Raw genomic sequence first — 18,496 nt, 5'->3', positions numbered from 1 at the left:
GCTATCGGCGCCGACCCGCGCAGGATCGCTGTTCATGCTGTGCCCGATTGCTGGTGTCCAGTGGCGGGTGAACGGTGGCGGGTGGACGGTGGCGGGTCATGTGCCCGGGATGGTGCTCTGCACCTGTCGCAGGAATGTCGCGTTGTCGGGTGTCTGCCGGACCTTGTCCAGCAGGGCCTCCATGTTCGCCGGTCCGTCGCCGGTCTGGAGGGCGCGTCGCAGTCGACGGGTAGCCGTCAACTCAGCTGCCGAGAGCATCAGTTCGTTGCGACGGGTCCCGGAGCTGGTGATGTCGACCGCCGGGTAGAGCCGCTTGCTCGCTAGCGCGCGGTCCAGGCGGAGCTCCATGTTGCCGGTGCTCTTCAGTTCCTCGAAGAAGTAGTCATCGGCCCGTGACCCCGTCTCCACCAAGGCCGTGGCGAGGATGGTCAGCGAACCGCCCTCCTCCGCGAGACGCGCCGCTCCGAAGAGCCGTTTGGGACCGTGCAGTGCGGCGGCGTCGACCCCTCCGCTCAGGGTACGGCCGCCCGACACGGCCACGTTGTTGTACGCCCGGCAGAGACGTGTGAGGGAGTCAAGAAGGATGACGACGTCCTGACCCTGCTCGACAAGCCGTTTGGCTCGTTCCACCGCCAGTTCGGCGAGTGCGATGTGCTCCTTCGGCGGCCGGTCGAAGGTCGAGGCGAGGACCTCGCCGCGTACGCCACGACACATATCCGTGACTTCTTCCGGTCGTTCATCGACCAGCACCACCATCAGCCGGCATTCGGGGTGATTGTCAGCGATAGCGGCAGCGAGCTGTTGCAGCAGCATCGTCTTGCCCGTCTTCGGTGGCGCGACGATCAACCCGCGCTGCCCCTTGCCGACCGGTGCCACCAGGTCGACGATGCGCGGTGTCAGCCCGCCTGCCGCACTTTCGAGCCGCATACGGTGCCGTGGGTGAAGCGGCGTGAGGTCACGGAAGTGCGGTCGGCCACGCAATGCCTCCGGCGGACGCCCGTTGACCGACTCGACATGGGTGAGCGAACGCGGCCGGCCGCACACCCCTACGACGAAATCGCCTTTGCGCAGGTGTGATGTGCGGATCAGGGCGGTCGGCACTCGGACGTCGCCGGATGACGGGAGCCAGCCTTCCGCGCGCAGGAAGCCGAATTCCTGCCCCCTTTCGTTTGTGATGTCCAGGACTCCGGCTGCTGGGAGGGAGAGCTGCGGCGGGGTGGAGGCAGTGAGCCGTTCCACTGTGGTGGAAGGGGGAGCGGTAGTGGCGCTGGCCTTGATGGCGGCGTTGGCCTTGGCGTTGGCGTTGCCATTGACGTTCGCCTTGAGCTTGGTGCCGGTGGTGGTGCTGGTGGGCATGAGTTGGTGTCCTCTCGGGACGTTCAGACTTGGGAAGGCGTGGAAGGCGTGGAAGGCGTGGAAAGGGGGAAGCCGGCGCGCAAGGGCGGTGACATCACGCCCGCCGGCGGGCAAAGAAGGCCCGCTGCCGGAAAAGAAGGTGGCGCTGGATCGCCGGACTGGACTGCGAGTGTCGACACAGTCGGTGCTGGATCGCCGGTCGGAAGGGACGGGCGCGTCAGCGTTATGGGGAGGGAAAACTGGCACCGGCGCCGGGATTTCGGCGAACACAAGTGCTTTCCCATCGCACTGTACCACTCGGCGCGGCCGATCGGGCGAGGTGTGGATGGGCCCTATGCTGAGGCGCGATGTTCGCACCCCAGGGCCCTACATTCCGTGAGCTCGCCGTCCAGGCGATGTCCTCCGTCGAGCGCGGCTATGACCTGCTCGCACCGAAATTTGACCGCACTCCGTTCCGGACACCGGAACGGGTGTTGACTCCCGTGTCAATTGCCCTGCAGGCACTCGGACCGTTCGGCAGCGGCCTTGACCTGTGCTGCGGTACCGGCGCGGGCATGGACGTACTGCGGCAGGTCTGCAAGGAGCGAGTGACCGGTGTCGACATCAGTGCGGGGATGCTCGCCGTGGGCCGTGCCCGTGAACGGATGTCCGCGGCCGCATCGCGCGGGCAAGCCGCTCCACAAGGGGAGGCAGGGCTGCCCGTTGAGGCCGAACCGCCGGTAGAGGACGCACCCTGCGTGGAGTCCGGACCGTCTGTGCAGGACGGACCGTGCGTCGAGTGGGTACGTGCGGATGCGCGAGCCCTTCCGTTCGGGGCGGTCTTCGATCTCGCGGTGAGCTTCGGCGCGTTCGGGCATTTCCTGCCGCGGGAGCGCCCGGGGCTGTTCGCGCAGGTCCACTCCGTGCTGCGCCCCGGCGGCCGGTTCGTCTTCCCGATCGGAGCGCCTCCCCGCCCGGGGTCGTCCGCCTACTGGACGCTGCTGGCCTTCGATGCGGCGATGCGGGTCCGCAATGCGCTCTGGCACCCGCCTTTCGTCATGTACTACCGGGCGTTCCGGCTCGCAGATGTACGCGCGGAGCTGGCTCGGACCGGATTCGAGGTAGAGCTGCACGCACTGCCGGAGCTCGGCCGACGCCCCGACGGCAGCCCGCGGTGCCGGCTGGTGGTGGCCACCCGGGCCTTGTGAGCGGGAAACTCGTGCGTTCTCATCACCGCCCCTCTCGCCGATCCTCTTAAAGCCGGCCCCTTCATGAGGCCGCGGCACGTCCTCGCGTGGCCGCGTAGCGCGCGGGTGTCGTGCCCACATGGCGTGTGAAGTGCCGGTTCAGGTGCGCTTGGTCGTGGAAGCCGACAGCTGCTGCGACTTGGGCCGGTCGTCGGCCGTCGAGCAAGAGTCGGCGGGCCCGTTCGATGCGCTTGCCGGTCAGATAGGCGTGCGGCGGCAGGCCGTAGGTCCGCTTGAAACAGCGGATCAGGTGGGTGGGATGAGCGTGCAGGATGCCGGCGGCCTCGTGCAGCGAAATGCCGGTGGGTATGCGGGAGTCGAGCAGTTCCCGCAAGGCGGCGGCCAGGCCGGGTGCCTCCTGGCCCGGTGTACGGGTTCGGGGCGCGTCGAGGTGGAAGCGAAGCCGTTCACGGATGAGCGAGAGGCGGGATTCGGCTTCGAACGCGTCGCCGGCGTGGCCAAGGGACGTATCCAGTTGGTGGATGCGTTGGCGCAGCAGTGCGTCGTCAAGTATCGGACGGTCCACCGCGCTGCCGGTCAATTGCTCTGGGAGCACTGTCATATCGAGATAGAGCACGCGCTTACGGAAGCCTGACTCCGTGACCGTTCTGCCGTCATGGGAGACGCCAGGAGGCAGCAGGCCGACCATGCCGGTACCGGTTGCGCCATGACGGTGGCGGTCGAGCGCGAAGTCGACCGAGCCGTCATCGAGGATCATCAGGGCCCATGTGTCGTGGGTATGGGCCGGATAGGCATGATCGGTGAAGTGCGCGTGGAAGACCTCGGTGATTCCTGGGACCGATGGCCTCCAGGCGCTGATCGTTGAGCGGAGCCGGCCATCTGTCATGCCAGGAACGTACAAGACCGGAGGAGTTCGCAGGCGGCAGGCTGATGCCGCAACCGCCCGGAGACGAACGTCCCCGGGTTGACCGACCTTCCGGAAGGACATCACATGTCCCAGTCACCCGTTTCTCGCGTTCCGATCAACCTTGTTGACAAGCTTGCACAGTTCAGTGACCTGTGGTCGCAGAAGAAGGTGGCTGACCTCAACGACTACGAGGTCAAGCTCGCCAAGCTCAAGGGGGAGTTCGTCTGGCACACCCACGACGACACCGATGAACTGTTCCTGGTCATCAGCGGCCGGCTCACCATCCAGCTCAGGGACGGCGACGTGGTGCTCGAACCCGGCGAGCTGTTCGTGGTTCCCCGAGGTGTCGAGCACTGCCCGGTGGCAGACGAAGAGACCGCCGTCCTGCTGCTCGAACCGGCAGGCACGCTCAACACCGGTGACGCGGGAGGGCCGATGACCAAGGCGGCCGAGACTCTCAGCTAGAGCAGTCGAGATTCTCAACTAGAGTGGTGGAGGCGGTCGTTCAGCTCGTGAAGCGCGGACCTGAATTGAGCTGAGCCGAGCTGAACCGAAGTGACCTGAGGTGCGGTGGAGTAGATGCGCTGAGCTGAGCTGACGGGGTCCTCGGGCGGGCAATTGCGGCCGGGTACAGCGGCGATGTCGGCTGGCCCAGCTGGGACCGGCCGCCGACTCAGCTGACCGAGTCAGGACCTGACGCTGCCTCCGCTTCCACTCCACCACCCTCCCTCCCCAAAGGGTCCGTTTCGCCATCAACTACAACTTTGCCGACTCTTGGTGTAGTTGAATCAAATTTCACACCAGTCTCGAACGCAACAGCGGCGAACGCAACATTCCGGATTCGTCGCTGTCACAAGGCTGGGCGAGAGGCAACAGCAAGATGATAAAGAGCAGTAAGATCCGCTTTGGGAGCCGGCTGATGGCGGTGTCCGCGGCATCACTGGGACTGGTCGCGGCCATGGCGATGCCCGCTGCCGCGGATGACGGACCCACCCGGGAGCAGCTCATAAGTGACTGCGCTTCCGGTGAGGGGAAGTGCACCTTCAACGAGCCGACTCTCGGCAAGGCGTACCTCGGAGACTTCCGTCAGGTCTCCAACTCCCTCTACAACTGCAGCACTTCGGATGCCACGCAGTCGATGGGCTGGACGGACACGGTGGGTTCGACGGACTCCGCGGGCGTCTCGGTCACCGTCGGCGGAAAGATCGCCGACCTCATCGACCTGAGTGTGACCGCGACCTACAGTCACACATGGTCGAGCTCGCACACCGAGAACAGCTCCCTGAACATGACGGTGAAGCCCGGCGAGGTGGGCTGGATCTCCCGCGCGCAGGTCATGCAGACGGTTTCCGGCACCTGGCAGACCCACTACGACAGCCCGAAGTGGGGCCATTACTTCTGGTTCGTACCGGACACCGTCACCGGCCCTGCGGCCAACGGTACGGACGGGCAGAGCAATGCGGTGACCGTCAAGTCACGGAAGATGACCGCGGCGGAGAAGGCCTCGTGCTCCTCCGAGACGAAGAAAAACCGGGCGTTCGTGGTGAAGCGCTGACCACGGCGTGACCAGTGTGCCTCCCGGCTCAGTAGCGGGCCGGGAGACACACACATCCCCGCTACCGGACCAGAAGGTCCACCGCACGTCCGTCGGGGTCGGTCAGGACCTGTCGACCGGCCGGCCGTGACGCGTCCTCCACGCAGAGCCCGAGCCTGAGTGAGCCCGTCGCGGGCCGCCCCGGGCTCACCGGATACAGCTCGAGGACGACATCGTCGTCGAGTACGGCTGCATAGTGCTCGGGGCCGTCGCCGTGCCGCTCCCGTTCGAAGACGAGGCCAAGACCGGCGTAGAAGTCACGGCACGCTTCGAGGCGTTCGGTGTAGATGACGATGAGATGGGCGCGCATGGTGAGCTCCTGGGATGTGGGCTGGGGCGGTATCACTACGCCCTTTTGGGGCGGGCTCGGTCCCGGTCTTGATCTCGGTCTCCGTCTTGATCTCGGTCTCGGAACCCTTGACCGTTCATGACCTGTCGGTCAGTAAGCAGCGAGCTCACCGGCAGCGCGGTCAGTCATGTTGACTTTACTGTCACGGGTGCGGGCGGCCACTGCCAACAGGATGAGTGCGCGCCGGCGACGAAGGCGACGTTGCCGAGCACGCCGGTGGCACGTGGGACGTCCATCTCCCGCACGCGCAGGAAGCCCACCCAGATGTAGGTGAGCAGCGCGCCACCGGCGAGGGCGAGGCGTTGTGCGGCGCCCCAGCCGCGGCTGCGCGACCAGCGTACGCACAGGGTCACGAGGACTCGGGTCAGTACGAACCACCGGCCGACCGGTGCCCAGCCCGAGATGCCGTCGCGCAAGAGCGTGTCGCCGATCCAGTACAGGCTGCATCCGCCGAACGCCATGGCGCCCACCACCCACCGCCCATGGGCTCGGCGCGGTGGCGTCCACCCGGTACACCGGCCGCCGGCCGAGCGCGAACGCCAGCACGATCAGCACCGTGTTGGCGACCGCCGCTCAGGCGAACTGCGCCGGCGACGCCATGAAACCCTTGGCATCGTGCTGGGCGACGGCAAGGAACACCGAGCCCGCCACGAACACCACGCCGGTGAGCGTCAATCCGGCGTCGCCCAGCCAGGGAGCGCGTGCGGTCGCGCCTGAAGGCCCCCGTGATCGCGATCGGTACGCAGATACTCCAGACCGCGCGCATCGACACCACGCCCTGGATCAGCGCGAAGCTGGTGCCGAGCGCCGGAACGTACGTCTGGGCGTAGGCAGCACCCATGTCGACGCCACCGCAGTGGGGGTTCCACAGCATCTGGTGGATCGGCCCTTCCTCGAACAGGGCGTATGCGCCGCGAGCAGCGCCATCGTGGGCCAGCCGCGCCCCGTGCGCAGGGCGACCTCCCGGATCAGCAGGGCGCCGCGCCGCCGTACATGGGCGCGAGGACAGCGACGCGGGCAGCGCGGTGATCGGCTGGTTGCCGAGGAGGAATTCGCCCAACAAGGGCGCCAGGAAAAACAGGGCAACCGCCGACCCGAGGCGGACAGCTGCCGGCCCGCGCCCATGGCGACGTGCACGACTTTCGATCACGCCGTCAACGCTAAGGGTTGTCCCGCAATCGATCTTTGACGGTGGCTGAGCAGGCCTCGGCCGCTGGCTGCAGACCCGGACTGTGTTGGAGCGTCACTCCCGTCCGTGTCCGCTCAGAACGTGGTCTCCGGAGCCGGCGCGAAGAACGGCTCGGGCACCAGAGCGGTGATGGAGAAGGGCTCGAACTCCTGGTCCGCCACCACCCGATAGATGAACTCGGGTGTGGACATGTTCAACTGGCGCCACTCCCGGTACCCGCCGCCCCGCGTCACGATGGGCCACTCCTCCGCCACCTTCCCGTTGGCGAGCCAGTGATACTCGCACTCGATCTGGCTGAATCCCCACGGGATGAGACCCGTCCGACCAGGTCGGTAGATCCGGTATGGCGCGTACAGCGGGTCGTCCCCCTCGGCCGGAGCGTCGGTGCTGAAGCCCTGCCAGGTGGTGGCGAGATCGAAGGCGCCCCCAGGAGCGACGGAAAGGATCTGGAGGAAATCGGAGAACAGCCCCCTGCCGAAGGTCGCGGCGAGGCGCTTGTAATCCTCGGGCAGCGACAGACCGAGCCGCTCCTCGGTCTCACCCCACGACATGTCCGCTCGGCGCGGTTCCCAATGGGTGATTTCCACCAGTCGATCGATCCACATCCTGAACCTCGCTGAATGACATATACCGAGATGTCGTCGCCGTAGCCGCGTTCGATGACGCTCACCAGGACGGCCCACGCGTTCACCCTCTCAGCGACCGTGAATGCCATCCGCCAGCCGCGCTGGTGCAACAACTCTCCTACCTCGGCTTCAGTGGCCACGGACGTGAGGCTCTCATGCCGCAACCGTCCGGGCACCCGAGATGTGTCCCGCCAGAGACTGGCGATCCCACGACGGTGATCAAGATGAGACGATCTCGCCGTGGCTGGAGTGATCACGGCGTCGGAGCCTTCGTGGATAGCCCCGTTCAGCGGGCTGAGCCCGCGGCTCTTTCGCAAGCTGATCACAGCGCTCCGCCGTGAGGGCGCGGACAGGGCCCGCCCGGGACATCCGTGGTCGCTGCCGCTTGACGACCGGGTCCTGCCGGTGGCCGCATACTGGCGCACCAACCTGACACTGCGGCAGCTCGCCCCGCTGTTCCGCGTCTCGAAGTCCGCGGCCGACCGGATCGTCGCCCACACGGGGCCGCTGCTAGCACTCAAGCAGCGGCAGCGGTTCCGCAAGGACACCGTGCTCATCTTGGACGGCATGCTCGTGCCCATCCGTGACCACGCCGTCGCCGAGCAGTCGAAGAACTATCGGTACTCCACCAACCTCCAGGTCGTCGTCGACGCCGACAGCCGGCGGGTCGTTGTCGTCGGGCGCCCAGTGCCCGGCAACCGCAACGACTGCAAGGCCTGGTCCGAGTCCGGCGCAAAGGCTGCCGTCGGCAAGACCACCACGACCGCCGACGGCGGCTACCCAGGCACCGGGTTGGTCATCCCCCACCGCCGCCCGGCCGGCGGCGAGCTGTGCGCATGGAAGCGCGAGCACAACCGCTCCCACAAACAGGTCCGCGCCCGTATCGAGCACGTCTTCGCACGGATGAAGACGTGGAAGATCCTGCGCGACTGCCGCCTCAAGGGTGACGGAGTCCACCACGCCAGGCTCGGCATCGCCCGCCTGCACAACCTCCTCCAGGCTGCGTAGCAGGCTGAGCCGCTCCTGCAATCAAGCCGCCGCCCATCCTGCGAAGATCAGTTGCGGGACAGTCCTTAGGGCGGCGGGCCATCGACGGCATCGGCCGACCGGTCAGGCCGACCGGTCAACCGGCCACAACTCGGCGCGGACGTCAGTTCACATCGACGTTGTCGAAAAGCTCCAGCATCCTCGCGAGAACCCGTACGCAAGCAGTCACGTCGGCGTCGGTCAGGTCCCCGTCCACCTGGCGCAGCAAGGCACGCTCGCGGGCCATTACAGCGGTGATTGCCGCCCTGCCCCGGTCGGTCAGCCGGATCAGCGAAGACCGCTGGTGAGCGGGGTTCGGGATGATCTCGACCAGCTGCTCTGCCGCGGCATCGTTGACCATGCGCTGCACGAATTGCCGGCTCAGCGCCTGTGCACGGCCCATCTGAGGGACGGTCATGGGCCCGTTTTCGCGGAGCAGGTCCAGGACGGCGCGCACGCCGACGGACAGTCCCTCGATCGGTTCGGCCTGCTCCACCTTGCGTTGCACGCGGCGGTAAAGCGGACCCACGAGGGCGAACACCTCTGTCAGCCGGTCGGCGAGGTCATCGGGCGCGAGGGGCAGGTCAGTGTCGTCGGTCACTCCACCATGATGACACCTTGGTTGCCATTTCCGAAGAGAGATGGAACCTTGGTTGTCATGAGAGCTGATTCTGACCTGTGCTCGTTCGAGACCGGGGACGGCCACCTCGCCTACCGTGACGTCGGTGCGGGCCCGCCGCTGGTGCTGCTGCACGGCGGATTCCTGGACCACGGCATGTGGAACGACCAAGTGCCGTTCCTCGCACCGGACTACCGGGTGATCGTGCCGGACGCCCGCGGCCACGGAGCATCCTCGAACGCGAGCGGCCCGTTCCGTCACACCGATGACCTCGCCGCCCTGTTACGCCACCTCGGCGTCGGCCCCGCCGTCCTCGTCGGACTGTCGATGGGTGCGAGCATCGCGGTCGATACCGCGCTGGAGCACCCGGATCTGGTACGTGCGCTGGTCGTCAGCGGCGCCGGGACCAGCGAGCCCGAGTTCCAGGACCCCTGGGTCAAGGGCATCCAGGCCGAGTGGGCCCGTACCACGGCCGCCGGCGATGCCGAAGGCTTCGTCAACGCGCATCTGCTGTTCGCGGCCGGCCCGCACCGCACGCTCGATGACGTCGACCCGAACGTCGTACGACGACTGCGGGAGATGGCCGAGCGGACGATCGCCAAGCACACGGGCACCGAACCGGTGCAGCTCGTGCCCGTGACCGAGACCTGGACGCGGGCAGCGAAGATCACGATCCCGGTGTTGGCCATCAATGGCGGCATCGATGCGGACGATCACATCGGGATGGCGGAACGGCTCGTACACACCGTCGCCAACGGCCGTGCGGCAACGGTCGAAGACACCGCGCACTACCCCAACATGGAGCGACCGGATGCCTTCAACACGATCCTTGGGGAATTCCTGCAGACCGTATTCGCTCACGAGAGCTGACGCAGGGCTCTGTCGCGTCGGCAGGTGATGACGCAACAGGTTGGTTGGAGAAACGCGTCGCGGATGACGTCACGAGTGTCGTCGTGGATGACGTCACGAGTGTCGTCGTGGATGACGTCGTGGATCTCCCAGCGGACCCGCTGCCGGCAGCCGGCAGTGCCCCGGCTTACCGCGGCTCCGCATCGTGGGTCACGAGGGCCACCCGGATGCGTTTTCTCCAGGCGCAGCTTGCTCAGTGCGCTGGAGGTGAGCCTTGACCGTTTCTCACCGAGACGTGAAGGCGCGCGCCGGTCTCGCCGTTGGACGACCCTTCGGCGACGGCGGCGGCGAACTCCCGCCCCCGGTTCGACAGCACGGCGAGCCGTCTGCGGGCCTGCTCCGCGCGGGTGTCGGAGCCCGCCGCCGCCTGCCGCATCAGTGTGCGCGCCACGGACGGGGAGGGCACCGCCTCACCGCAAGCCGCACGGCCGTCTCCCCCGCCCGCGTCTGCGCCTGCGCCTGCGCCTGCGGGTCGTTCTGCTCGGGCCAGCCATTCCTCCCGCCCACCCGCAATGGATTGACCAGGGCGAAGAGTTCGACCCTGATGACGACATCCCCGTCGCCTTCGAGCTGGTGCTGAGACCGCATGCCTTCCTAAAGGCGGGCGATGAAGTCGCGGACGCGGCGGGGCGGGCATGGCGGTTCGACGGCCCCTGGGACTGGTGACCCTTGGACGGCGACGAACCAGACGTTCCCGTAGGGCCGTTGGCGTTGCTGGCCCGGTCGAGAATGCCGGGCACCGACGCGGACACCGCAGCAGTCACCGAGGCCACCAGCAAGGGCTCTCATGAACGGGAGCTTGCCCGCTGGCAGGCCCTGACCGACGTGGAGCCGACACGGGCGGGGCGCCAGGCGCCAGGCGGGGCGCCAGGCGAACTGAGCGAACACGGAGTGACTTTTGGCCGACGGCGGCGTTGCAACGGCGAGCAGCGGTTCCTTTCGGCCATCTCCCTCGGTTACCGGCCCGATGCGCTGGGTGTTCCACTTACAGTCCCGCCATGACGCATGGTCATTACGCTTCGCTGCTCTCTGGGCAGCGCTCTGAACAGCTCTCATCCCTGCAACTGCCCGCATATGAGGGCACGTTGCTGCATACGGTGTCCGTCGGGCGGGCGGTGCGCTGTCGGGGTGGCCGGCAGGTGGCGGATCCGACGTTCCGGTTGAGCCGATGAGTGCGGCGACGGCAGCCGGCGGTCGGGTGCTGGTGGTCGGCGCGTACTCGGTCGATCTCGTGTTCCAGGGGCTGACAGGGCCGGTCGCGTACGGAACGGAGGTGTGGGCCGAGGGGTTCAGCATGGTGCCCGGCGGGGCGTACACGCTGGCCATGGGGCTGCGGCGGCTGGGCCGCGACGTGGTGTGGGCTGCGGACTTCGGCAATGACGCGTTCAGCGAGGCTGTTCTCGCGGCCGCACGGGATGAGGATCTGGATGAGCGGGGTTTCCGTCACCACCCCCGCCCGCAGCGCAATGTCACGGTCGCGTTGTCCCATCCGGGTGACCGGGCGATGGTCTCCTACGGGGATCCGGTCGTCGCCCGCCCGCTCGCGGAGCTGATCGATACCTACCGGCCGGCAGTGGTGATGCTGCCGTTCCTCCAGTACGGGCCCGAGGTGTCCGATGCCTTGGATCTCGCCGCGCGATCGGGGGCGGAGGTGTTCATGGACTGCCAGGACTTTGCCGGCAGTGTCGACATGCCCGAGGTGGCGAAAGCGCTCGGTCAGGTCGGTGTGTTCGCTCCCAATGCGGCGGAGGCGCTGCGGGTGACCGGGACCGGCTCCGTCGATGACGCGCTCGAGGTGCTGGCGGGCTTGGTGCCCACAGTGGTCATCAAGCAGGACAGCAAGGGCGCCGTCGCTGCTGAGAACGGCGTACGGGTCGTACAGCCGTCGGTGCCGGTGGAAGTGGTGGACACCACCGGCGCGGGCGACTGCTTCAACGTCGGCTTCGTGCACAGCCGCTTGGCAGGCGGAACGCTCGCCGAGTGTCTGGCCGCCGGCGTCGCCTGCGGAGCGGCGTCCGTCACCGCCGCGGGATCGGGCGGCGCGCTGGATGCGGCGGGGCTGAGGCAGTGGCTCGCGCGCCTCTCTGCATGACGATCGCTCCACGTGACTGGCACTCCGTGTGACCGGTCACTGCACATGACAGGCACTCACTCACTCGGTACGACAGACACTCCGCATGGCGCATGGCAGCACTCCGTACGACCGACGCTCCGCACGGCAGCCACTCCGTACGACAGACACTCCGACACTCCGTGCGGCCGGTGCTTCGCATGACAGGCAGGACGTACGACGGAGACTTCGCATGACGGGCACTCCGTACGGCGGACACCCCACATGACAGCCGCTTCGCCGCACAAGGACACACATCCCACGACAACCGGGGAGAGCACAAGGATGGCATCGCTGGTCTCCGACGAGCAGGCCTCGCAGGAGCCGTCAACCGCACGCGGGGGCGGGGACGTCAAGGTGCTGGTCACCGACCTTGACGGCACATTGCTCGGTGGTGACAGCACGGACCGTCGGCGGCTGCGGCAGGCGCTTGACCGGCACCCCGAAGTGACCGTGGTGTTCGCGACCGGCCGCTCACTGCCGTCCATCGAGCGGATCCTTCGCCAGGACCCACTCGTCCCCAGCCCCCGGTGGATCATCGCGGATGTCGGAGCGAGCGTGATCGACGGGACGGACCGGAGCCACGTCGACATCCTGCAGAACCAGCTGCGGCACGGCTGGCCCGGTCAGCAGCGCGTACGCGAGCGCCTGTCGCGCTTCCCCGAGCTCGTGTACCAGGACGGGGTGGCCCAGGAGGGCCGCTGCTCGTTCTTCCTCCGCCCGGAGCAGCTCTCCGAGGAGCTCACCGATGCGGTGCGGGAGCTGGGCTGCGGCTGGACGTACTCGGCCGACCGGTACTTCGACGTATTGCCCGCCCCGGCGAGCAAAGGCAACGCCCTCGCGCTGCTCGCCCGCAAGCACCAGTGGCCCATGGACTCGGTCCTCGTGGCCGGCGACTCGCTCAACGATCTGTCGCTCTTCCAGCTCGGCGCCCACGGCGTCATCATGAGCAACGCCGAGCCTGCGCTCCGTGAACAGTTACCTGACCACGGCACCGGCACCAGCACCGTCACCGGCACCGGCATCGGCATCGGCATCGGCATCGACACCATTCATCGGCCGGACCGTCCCGGGGCGGCCGGCATCCTGTCCGCCTTGGAAAACCTGGGATGGACCGAACGCCCGCGCCCCATCGTGATCGGCTACCACCGTCCACCCGTGCGATGGGCCGACGGGCAGTGGCAACAGCCCCTCAGCCCGAACGGAGTCCTGCCCGCGCTGCAGGGGATGTTCAGTACGGACAGCCTTGACGCGGTCTGGGCCACCGCGCTGGTCGAGGACGATGAGGGCCCCCGCCCCCGTGCCGGTCACCTGCACGAGGCCGGACTCCCACGGGAAACCGGACTCCCACAGGAAACCGGACTCCCCCTGGCGTTCCTGCCGGTGGCTTCCGCCCAATGGACGGAGTACTTCCACCGAGCGTGCAAGGAAACCCTCTGGCCCGCCCTGATGTCCCAGCCCGACCGTATGCGGGACAGCGCCTCGGCGTGGAGGCACTACGAGACGTTCAACGCGCGCTTCGCCGACCACATCAGCGCCCATGCGGCCCGTGGTGCCACGGTCTGGCTGCACGACTACAACCTCTGGCTCGTTCCCGGCATCCTGCACGCCGCGCGCCCGGACCTGCATCTGGGACTCTTCCACCACACGCCGTTCCCGCCGCCGGACACGTTCGCCCGCATCCCCGCCGCCGAGCAGCTCCGTCACTCTCTCGCCTGCCTGGACTGGGCCGGCTTCCACACCGCCACGTTCGCCGCTCATTTCCGGCAAGCGCTCGCCTGTGCCCGCCGTACCCCCCGCACTGGCGTCCACCCCCTCGGCATCGACCGACGAGCCGTCCAAGAACTTGCCCGCACGCGTATCACGCCCGCACCCCGACACGACCACCACGGACGACGCCGGCCCACCCTGATCCTGTCGGTAGAGCGTCTCGACTACGCCAAGGCGCCGCTCCAAAAGGTCCGCGCCCTCGCCACTCTCCTGGCCGAAACCCCTGAATTGCGTGGCCAGTTGGCCTTCCGCCTTGTATGCCCACCACCCGAACCGGGCATCCGCGTCCACGACACCACACGCGCCGACCTCGAACGCGCCATCACTGACCTCAACCGCCTCTGGCGCACCGAAAACTGGGAACCCGTCGACTACATCCCCCGTTCCTTGTCCTTCGCCGAGGTGGTCGATCACTACCTCGCAGCAGATGTGTTCTGGGTGACCTCACTGCAGGACGGCATGAACCTCACCGCCAAAGAATTCATCGCCGCCCACGCCGCCACCGGCCGGTCCGGAGTGCTCGTCCTCTCCCGTCACACGGGAGCCGCCTCCCAACTCGGCACCGCCGCCCTGCTCACGGACCCCAACTCCCCCGAGGACCTCGTCAACACCCTGCGCCGCGCACTGGCCATGACACCCCAGGAGCGATCGGCCCACCTCACCCGCCTCGCCACTCTCCTCCACGAGGATCAGACCCCCGCTCGGTGGGCCCGCCAGATCATCACCGCCATCGGGCGAACGGCCTCGGTGGCAGCGGGAACGGAAGAAGGCTCATACACGACTGACGACGGCGCCTGAGTTGCTACCGCCGGCTACGGACCGTACGAACCCCTCGCCGCACAACTCCCTTACGCACGCCCTGCCGTCCGTGCGCACTGCCCGTCCATATGCACTGCTGCCCGCACATACGGTGCGCGCGGATGCGGCGCACGCGGATGCGGCGCACGCGGATGCGGTGCGCGCGGATGCGGTGCGCGCGGCCGAACAGCGGGTATCACTCCTCAGAATCCGCATTTTGCGCTCCCGGGAGCTGCTCATGAAGCACACCCATCCCCTGCCCGGCGACATCGGACTCACTCAAATCTCCGGCGTCACTGGCCGGTTGATCCGCTTCGGACAGTGGATCAACGGAGACGGCTTCGCCAACTACGAACACGCCTTCCTGGTCCTGCCCGACGACCGGCTGCTGGAAGCCGAGCCGGGAGGCGCCCGCATCAGACCGCTCAGCCAATACGCCGGCGCCGATGTGCTCTACGTCTGCCCGAAAGGGCTCACCGAGCAGCAGCGCAGCGGCATCTGCAAGGCGGCCACCCGCTATGTCGGGGTGCCGTACAGCTTCCTCGACTACGCCGCGATCGCCACGCACCGATTCCATCTGCCCGTCCCGGGGCTACGCCGCTACATCGCCGCCACCGGGCACATGATCTGCTCCCAACTCGTGGACCAGTGCTATCAGGACGCCGGTGTGCATCTCTTCGCCGACGGCCGCTGGCCCGGCTATGTGACGCCGATGGCGTTGTACGAGCTGCTGGCCCGCTGATTCGGGAGCGGGGCAGGGTGCGTGCCCATGCCCTGGCGGGTTCTCGCTGAGTTTGGCTGCGAGGGCCCGCCGGGCGTATCACCGGGTACGTACAGCTGCTCACCACGCGCCGCACCATCGCGTTACGGGGACGGGACGCGCCTCATCGTCCGCTGCCACCTGGTCTCGCCTTCGTGCCTGTGGCTGGTGGGAGCAAGCCCGGCGGCGGTGGCGACGGCAGCGGAGGTGTGGTGGTCGGGGTGGATATGGGCAATGACGGCCTGCACAGACTGCGTCCCGAGCCAGCTGACGAGTCCCCGGGCTGCCTCGCTCGCGATGCCGCGTCGCTGCCAGGCAGTCCCCACTACCCAGGCAATCTCCGCGACGCACCCGTGCCCGCACTCGTCCCCGTATCCGCTGCCGTGGTCGTCGGCAGTGGCAGTGACCGTAGCCTGGACCGTGCCTGCCAAGTGACCCTGGTCGCGAAGCTGAATTACCCAGTTGCACCAGGAGACGGTGGGATCGGGCGAACCGGCGACCAGGCGTTCATAGCGGGAGCGCAGGGCCTCCGGGCTGGACGGAGCGCCGCCGATGAAGGTGTGCAGGTCCGGGTCGGACAGTACCTCGGCCATCTCTTCGGCGTGCTCGACGAGCAGCGGAAGAAGAGTCAGCCGAGCGGTGGGGATGGCCTCGGTCTCCATGGCCTTCATGCTGCCTTCGCTTCAGGGCGTTCACGGATTCAGGGGTCCAGGTGGAAGGTTCAAGGGCCCATCCGTCGGTCCTAAATCCCTCGCGGTAACGCTTCATATGCCGCCATGTCCTCGACGAAGATGTAAATTAGGCATCTTTCGAAGATCACAAACTCTTCGCGCGGCGAAGAAATGCAGCAACTCAGTTGCCATTTCATGCTGTTGACACATGGACTCCATCGTCAACACAGTGGAACTTTTTTCGGGTAGGGCAGCACTCGACCTGAGAAGTCAGCAATAGTCGGCATCGTCGCAAGCCGCGTGCAGCTCCCTCCGCGCCGCGACTCAACGGATCCAGTGCCCTTGTGTACCCGCACGCCACACCGGCGCCACTTGCCTCGGGCCGCTGCCAGCAGGCCTGTGGCGCAGGTGCAGGTGGCGTCCGGGGCTGGCGGCATCCACTCGACCGGGTCTTTGTCTCCCTTGGTCCCGGTTCGGGCCGAGGCTGACCAGGCGGCGCAGGGTCGCCGGGTTGATGCCGCCCAGCCGGATCGCCTCGAGGTACGAGGGCTACGGGGTGTGTTGTTCGTGGTGAAGTGATGAAGTGGTGAAGTGGTGAAGTGTTGAACGAATCGTCGTGAACCGGTGAGGCAGGTGTTTGCCGCAGAACTCGCCGCATCCGGACGGTCAGTTGGCTCGTCGAGCGCAGTCGTAGAGGGAAAAGCTTCCGTCCGAGGTTCGACCGTAGGCGCGTGGGGAGATGGGGGTGCAGTTTCTCTTCACCCAGGCCGATGCCGGTGTGGGCGGGCGGCGCGTGGTCAGCAGGGCGTAGCGCAGTCGGTGGGTGGAGACCAGGTCACTGAGCCGTCGTGCGGCCGGATAGGGGGTCAGGCCGGTGAAGCCGCCCATGACCAGTATGGGTTGGGAGGTGGCGCGCAGCAGCGGCTCGGCACCGTAGGCGGCTTGGGTGGCGAGCAGGTACTTCTCCCCGGAACGGTGCGCGGAAAGGTAGTTCAGCAGTGCGGCGTCCCGCGCGGACGGCTTGCTCAAGGGGTATCGCCGGAACGTGGCCCGATGGTGGTGCCTCTCGCGGTAGTCGGGTCCCACCGGTCCGGCCAGCGGCGACATCGGTGAGCCGGCATACCGCGGGTCCAGGCAGGAGGTGGCCCAGACCGCCGGTGCGAGCAGTATGGACGCCAGGGAGGCTGCCAGGGCACTGTGCACCGCCCGTCGCGTGGTGCGTGGTCCGCGGGTGCACAGGCCGACGGTCCCGCACAGGCCGAGCATCAGCACCATCGGCAGCAGCCAGGGCGCGAATTCGCTGTGCGGGCCTTCAATTGCCACAGCCCACAGCGCCGTGAGCCCGATGGCGAGGGGCAGCGCCGCTCGACGTCGGCCACCGGCGCGGTACTCGGCCCAGAAGAGGACGACTCCGCCGCCGGTCAGCGCGGCGAGGGCCGGGGCGAGGACGGCGGTGTAGTAGCCGTGGTTGCCGTTGGAGTTGCTGAAGACCACGACGTGCACCACCAGCCAGCCTCCCCAGAGCAGGAACCCCGTCCGCGGCCCGTCGGTGCGCGGCTGTCCGGTGCGCCACCACACGCCCAGCGCCAAGGCCAGTACGGCGAGCGGCAGGAGCCAGGCGATCTGCGGGCCCACGCTCTGGTTGACCAGCATGGTCCAACCGGTGTTGTCGGTGGTGCGGCTGGCTGCGGTGCCGGCGACGGCGCCCAGCGCGTTCGGGTCGTGGCCGAAGCGGCTCAGCCCGTTGTAGCCGAAGACCAGGGTGAAGGGGTTGTTGTTGGTGGTCGCGTCGATGTACGGACGGTTCGGTGCGGGGGTCGCCCACACCAGCAGCAGCCAGGAACAGGAGACGACGAGTGCGGTGGCTCCGGCGAGCAGCAGCCGCCAGGCCCGGTTCCACCGGGTGCCAGGCGCCGCCATCTGGTACACCGCGGCGAAGACCGGCAGGACGAGCCACGCCTGGAGCATCTTGGCCTGGAAGGCCAGTCCCACCCATGTCCCGCAGAGGAGCAGCGGCAGCAGCCTCCCGGTGGCGACGGCCTTCTGCAGCGATCCCGCTGCGAGGACCAGCAGCAGGACGAGCAGGGTGTCGGGGATGGTGTGCCGGTCGAGTACGACGGTGACCGGGGTGAGCGTGAGTGCCAGCGCGGCGAGCAGCCCTGCCCATGGGCCGGCCCAGGCACGGACGATCCGGTGCAGTGCCCAGACGGCCAGTACGCCCTCCAGCACCTGCGGCAGCACCACCGCCCAGTTGTGCGGTCCGAGGAGCTTGACGGAAAGGGCCTGCGGCCACAGCGCACCGGGGATCTTGTCCACGGTGATCGAGCCGCTCGGGTCAAGCCCGCCGAAGACGAAGGCGTGCCAGTTCGCCGCCATCGACCGCGCGGCCGCGCTGTAGTACGGGTGTACCCCGGCATGGTCGATGCCCCAGGCGTAGAGCACCGCGGCAGTGGCCAGGATCAGCAGAAGGGCGGACAACTCCCGGCGATCGGTGGTCCGTTGACGGAACCCGGTGGTGCGCCGGCGGCGGTTGGCGGGGTCCCGGGCGAGGGCGGTCGTGGCCATGGCGGGGTCTCTCAGGGGACGTCGGGCTGGGGTGCGGTGATCGTTCGTCGGCTTCACGGG

At 67.7% G+C, this 18,496-nt stretch carries 18 protein-coding genes; 9 read left to right on the top strand and 9 right to left on the bottom strand.

The features are described 5' to 3' along the window. Positions 1–96: 96 nt before the first annotated feature. On the bottom strand, positions 97–1,278 hold the full coding sequence (gene rho / locus DY245_RS01950; RefSeq protein ID WP_425329336.1) for a transcription termination factor Rho: 1,182 nt from the start codon (positions 1,276–1,278) through the stop codon (positions 97–99). A gap of 425 nt (positions 1,279–1,703) precedes the next feature. Between rho and DY245_RS01945 the strand changes: the two genes are divergently transcribed. Further along, positions 1,704–2,543, top strand: coding sequence for a class I SAM-dependent methyltransferase (locus DY245_RS01945; RefSeq protein ID WP_128502779.1), 840 nt, complete (start codon positions 1,704–1,706; stop codon positions 2,541–2,543). 61 nt (positions 2,544–2,604) lie between these two features. Here DY245_RS01945 and DY245_RS01940 read toward each other — a convergent pair whose 3' ends face one another. Beyond that, positions 2,605–3,429, bottom strand: coding sequence for a helix-turn-helix domain-containing protein (locus tag DY245_RS01940; RefSeq protein ID WP_128502776.1), 825 nt, complete (start codon positions 3,427–3,429; stop codon positions 2,605–2,607). A gap of 189 nt (positions 3,430–3,618) precedes the next feature. On the opposite strand from DY245_RS01940, the gene DY245_RS01935 reads away from it, so the two are divergent. After that, a complete protein-coding gene (locus DY245_RS01935; protein ID WP_342354160.1) occupies positions 3,619–3,915 on the top strand; it encodes a cupin domain-containing protein in 297 nt (98 codons plus the stop codon). A gap of 415 nt (positions 3,916–4,330) precedes the next feature. Continuing rightward, positions 4,331–5,005 (top strand): hypothetical protein, encoded by a 675-nt coding sequence (locus DY245_RS01930; RefSeq protein ID WP_128502770.1) that lies wholly within the window; start codon positions 4,331–4,333, stop codon positions 5,003–5,005. A gap of 61 nt (positions 5,006–5,066) precedes the next feature. Here DY245_RS01930 and DY245_RS01925 read toward each other — a convergent pair whose 3' ends face one another. Both DY245_RS01925 and DY245_RS01920 read right to left on the bottom strand, forming a co-directional pair. Then, a complete protein-coding gene (locus DY245_RS01925) occupies positions 5,067–5,354 on the bottom strand; it encodes a VOC family protein (RefSeq protein ID WP_128502767.1) in 288 nt (95 codons plus the stop codon). Positions 5,355–5,518: 164 nt separating this feature from the next. Further along, entirely contained in the window at positions 5,519–5,854 is a 336-nt protein-coding gene (locus DY245_RS01920; RefSeq protein WP_128502764.1) for a hypothetical protein, read from the bottom strand. Between the two features lie 240 nt (positions 5,855–6,094). Between DY245_RS01920 and DY245_RS47440 the strand changes: the two genes are divergently transcribed. Then, positions 6,095–6,223, top strand: coding sequence for a hypothetical protein (locus DY245_RS47440; protein ID WP_280524940.1), 129 nt, complete (start codon positions 6,095–6,097; stop codon positions 6,221–6,223). Positions 6,224–6,656: 433 nt separating this feature from the next. On the opposite strand, the gene DY245_RS01915 is transcribed toward DY245_RS47440, so the two are convergent. Further along, complete coding sequence (locus DY245_RS01915) at positions 6,657–7,169, bottom strand: hypothetical protein (RefSeq protein WP_220377838.1); 513 nt, start codon at positions 7,167–7,169, stop codon at positions 6,657–6,659. Between the two features lie 279 nt (positions 7,170–7,448). On the opposite strand from DY245_RS01915, the gene DY245_RS01910 reads away from it, so the two are divergent. Beyond that, positions 7,449–8,216 (top strand): transposase, encoded by a 768-nt coding sequence (locus tag DY245_RS01910; RefSeq protein ID WP_128502758.1) that lies wholly within the window; start codon positions 7,449–7,451, stop codon positions 8,214–8,216. A gap of 142 nt (positions 8,217–8,358) precedes the next feature. Here the strand turns inward: DY245_RS01910 and DY245_RS01905 are convergent, their stop codons facing one another. Beyond that, positions 8,359–8,835: a MarR family winged helix-turn-helix transcriptional regulator gene (locus DY245_RS01905; RefSeq protein WP_128502755.1), complete on the bottom strand. Its 477-nt coding sequence runs from the start codon at positions 8,833–8,835 to the stop codon at positions 8,359–8,361. A gap of 57 nt (positions 8,836–8,892) precedes the next feature. Here DY245_RS01905 and DY245_RS01900 point away from each other — a divergent pair, with 57 nt between their 5' ends. Next, a complete protein-coding gene (locus DY245_RS01900) occupies positions 8,893–9,723 on the top strand; it encodes an alpha/beta fold hydrolase (RefSeq protein ID WP_128502752.1) in 831 nt (276 codons plus the stop codon). A gap of 232 nt (positions 9,724–9,955) precedes the next feature. On the opposite strand, the gene DY245_RS01895 is transcribed toward DY245_RS01900, so the two are convergent. Continuing rightward, positions 9,956–10,153, bottom strand: coding sequence for a response regulator transcription factor (locus DY245_RS01895; RefSeq protein WP_128502750.1), 198 nt, complete (start codon positions 10,151–10,153; stop codon positions 9,956–9,958). Positions 10,154–10,930: 777 nt separating this feature from the next. On the opposite strand from DY245_RS01895, the gene DY245_RS01890 reads away from it, so the two are divergent. From DY245_RS01890 to DY245_RS01880, 3 genes are all read left to right on the top strand, one after another. After that, positions 10,931–11,854 (top strand): carbohydrate kinase family protein, encoded by a 924-nt coding sequence (locus tag DY245_RS01890; RefSeq protein WP_128502747.1) that lies wholly within the window; start codon positions 10,931–10,933, stop codon positions 11,852–11,854. 303 nt (positions 11,855–12,157) lie between these two features. Next, positions 12,158–14,440 carry a trehalose-6-phosphate synthase gene (locus DY245_RS01885; RefSeq protein ID WP_128502745.1) on the top strand — a complete coding sequence of 761 codons (2,283 nt, stop codon included), beginning with the start codon at positions 12,158–12,160 and terminating at the stop codon, positions 14,438–14,440. Positions 14,441–14,678: 238 nt separating this feature from the next. Next, positions 14,679–15,182, top strand: a complete 504-nt coding sequence (locus DY245_RS01880) for a C40 family peptidase (protein ID WP_128502741.1) — start codon at positions 14,679–14,681, stop codon at positions 15,180–15,182. A gap of 122 nt (positions 15,183–15,304) precedes the next feature. On the opposite strand, the gene DY245_RS01875 is transcribed toward DY245_RS01880, so the two are convergent. After that, positions 15,305–15,871, bottom strand: coding sequence for a GNAT family N-acetyltransferase (locus tag DY245_RS01875; RefSeq protein ID WP_128502738.1), 567 nt, complete (start codon positions 15,869–15,871; stop codon positions 15,305–15,307). A 666-nt stretch (positions 15,872–16,537) separates the two neighbouring features. Then, on the bottom strand, positions 16,538–18,436 hold the full coding sequence (locus DY245_RS01870) for an ArnT family glycosyltransferase (RefSeq protein WP_128502735.1): 1,899 nt from the start codon (positions 18,434–18,436) through the stop codon (positions 16,538–16,540). Between the last annotated feature and the right edge of the window lie 60 nt (positions 18,437–18,496).

It is taken from the genome of Streptomyces inhibens (assembly GCF_003389455.1).
Classification (GTDB): Bacteria; Actinomycetota; Actinomycetes; order Streptomycetales; family Streptomycetaceae; genus Streptomyces; species Streptomyces inhibens.
Note: the sequence above shows the minus strand (reverse complement) of the source record. Positions and strands in the feature narration are given on the sequence as shown.

Coding starts and splice junctions, on each gene's coding strand:
- DY245_RS01890 (WP_128502747.1), top strand. CDS start 10,931: ATGAGTGCGGCGACGGCAGCCGGCGGTCGGGTGCTGGTGGTCGGCGCG.
- DY245_RS01945 (WP_128502779.1), top strand. CDS start 1,704: ATGTTCGCACCCCAGGGCCCTACATTCCGTGAGCTCGCCGTCCAGGCG.
- DY245_RS01885 (WP_128502745.1), top strand. CDS start 12,158: ATGGCATCGCTGGTCTCCGACGAGCAGGCCTCGCAGGAGCCGTCAACC.
- DY245_RS01880 (WP_128502741.1), top strand. CDS start 14,679: ATGAAGCACACCCATCCCCTGCCCGGCGACATCGGACTCACTCAAATC.
- DY245_RS01925 (WP_128502767.1), bottom strand. CDS start 5,354: ATGCGCGCCCATCTCATCGTCATCTACACCGAACGCCTCGAAGCGTGC.
- DY245_RS01875 (WP_128502738.1), bottom strand. CDS start 15,871: ATGAAGGCCATGGAGACCGAGGCCATCCCCACCGCTCGGCTGACTCTT.
- DY245_RS01920 (WP_128502764.1), bottom strand. CDS start 5,854: ATGGCGTTCGGCGGATGCAGCCTGTACTGGATCGGCGACACGCTCTTG.
- DY245_RS01870 (WP_128502735.1), bottom strand. CDS start 18,436: ATGGCCACGACCGCCCTCGCCCGGGACCCCGCCAACCGCCGCCGGCGC.
- DY245_RS01930 (WP_128502770.1), top strand. CDS start 4,331: ATGATAAAGAGCAGTAAGATCCGCTTTGGGAGCCGGCTGATGGCGGTG.
- DY245_RS01900 (WP_128502752.1), top strand. CDS start 8,893: ATGAGAGCTGATTCTGACCTGTGCTCGTTCGAGACCGGGGACGGCCAC.
- DY245_RS01940 (WP_128502776.1), bottom strand. CDS start 3,429: ATGACAGATGGCCGGCTCCGCTCAACGATCAGCGCCTGGAGGCCATCG.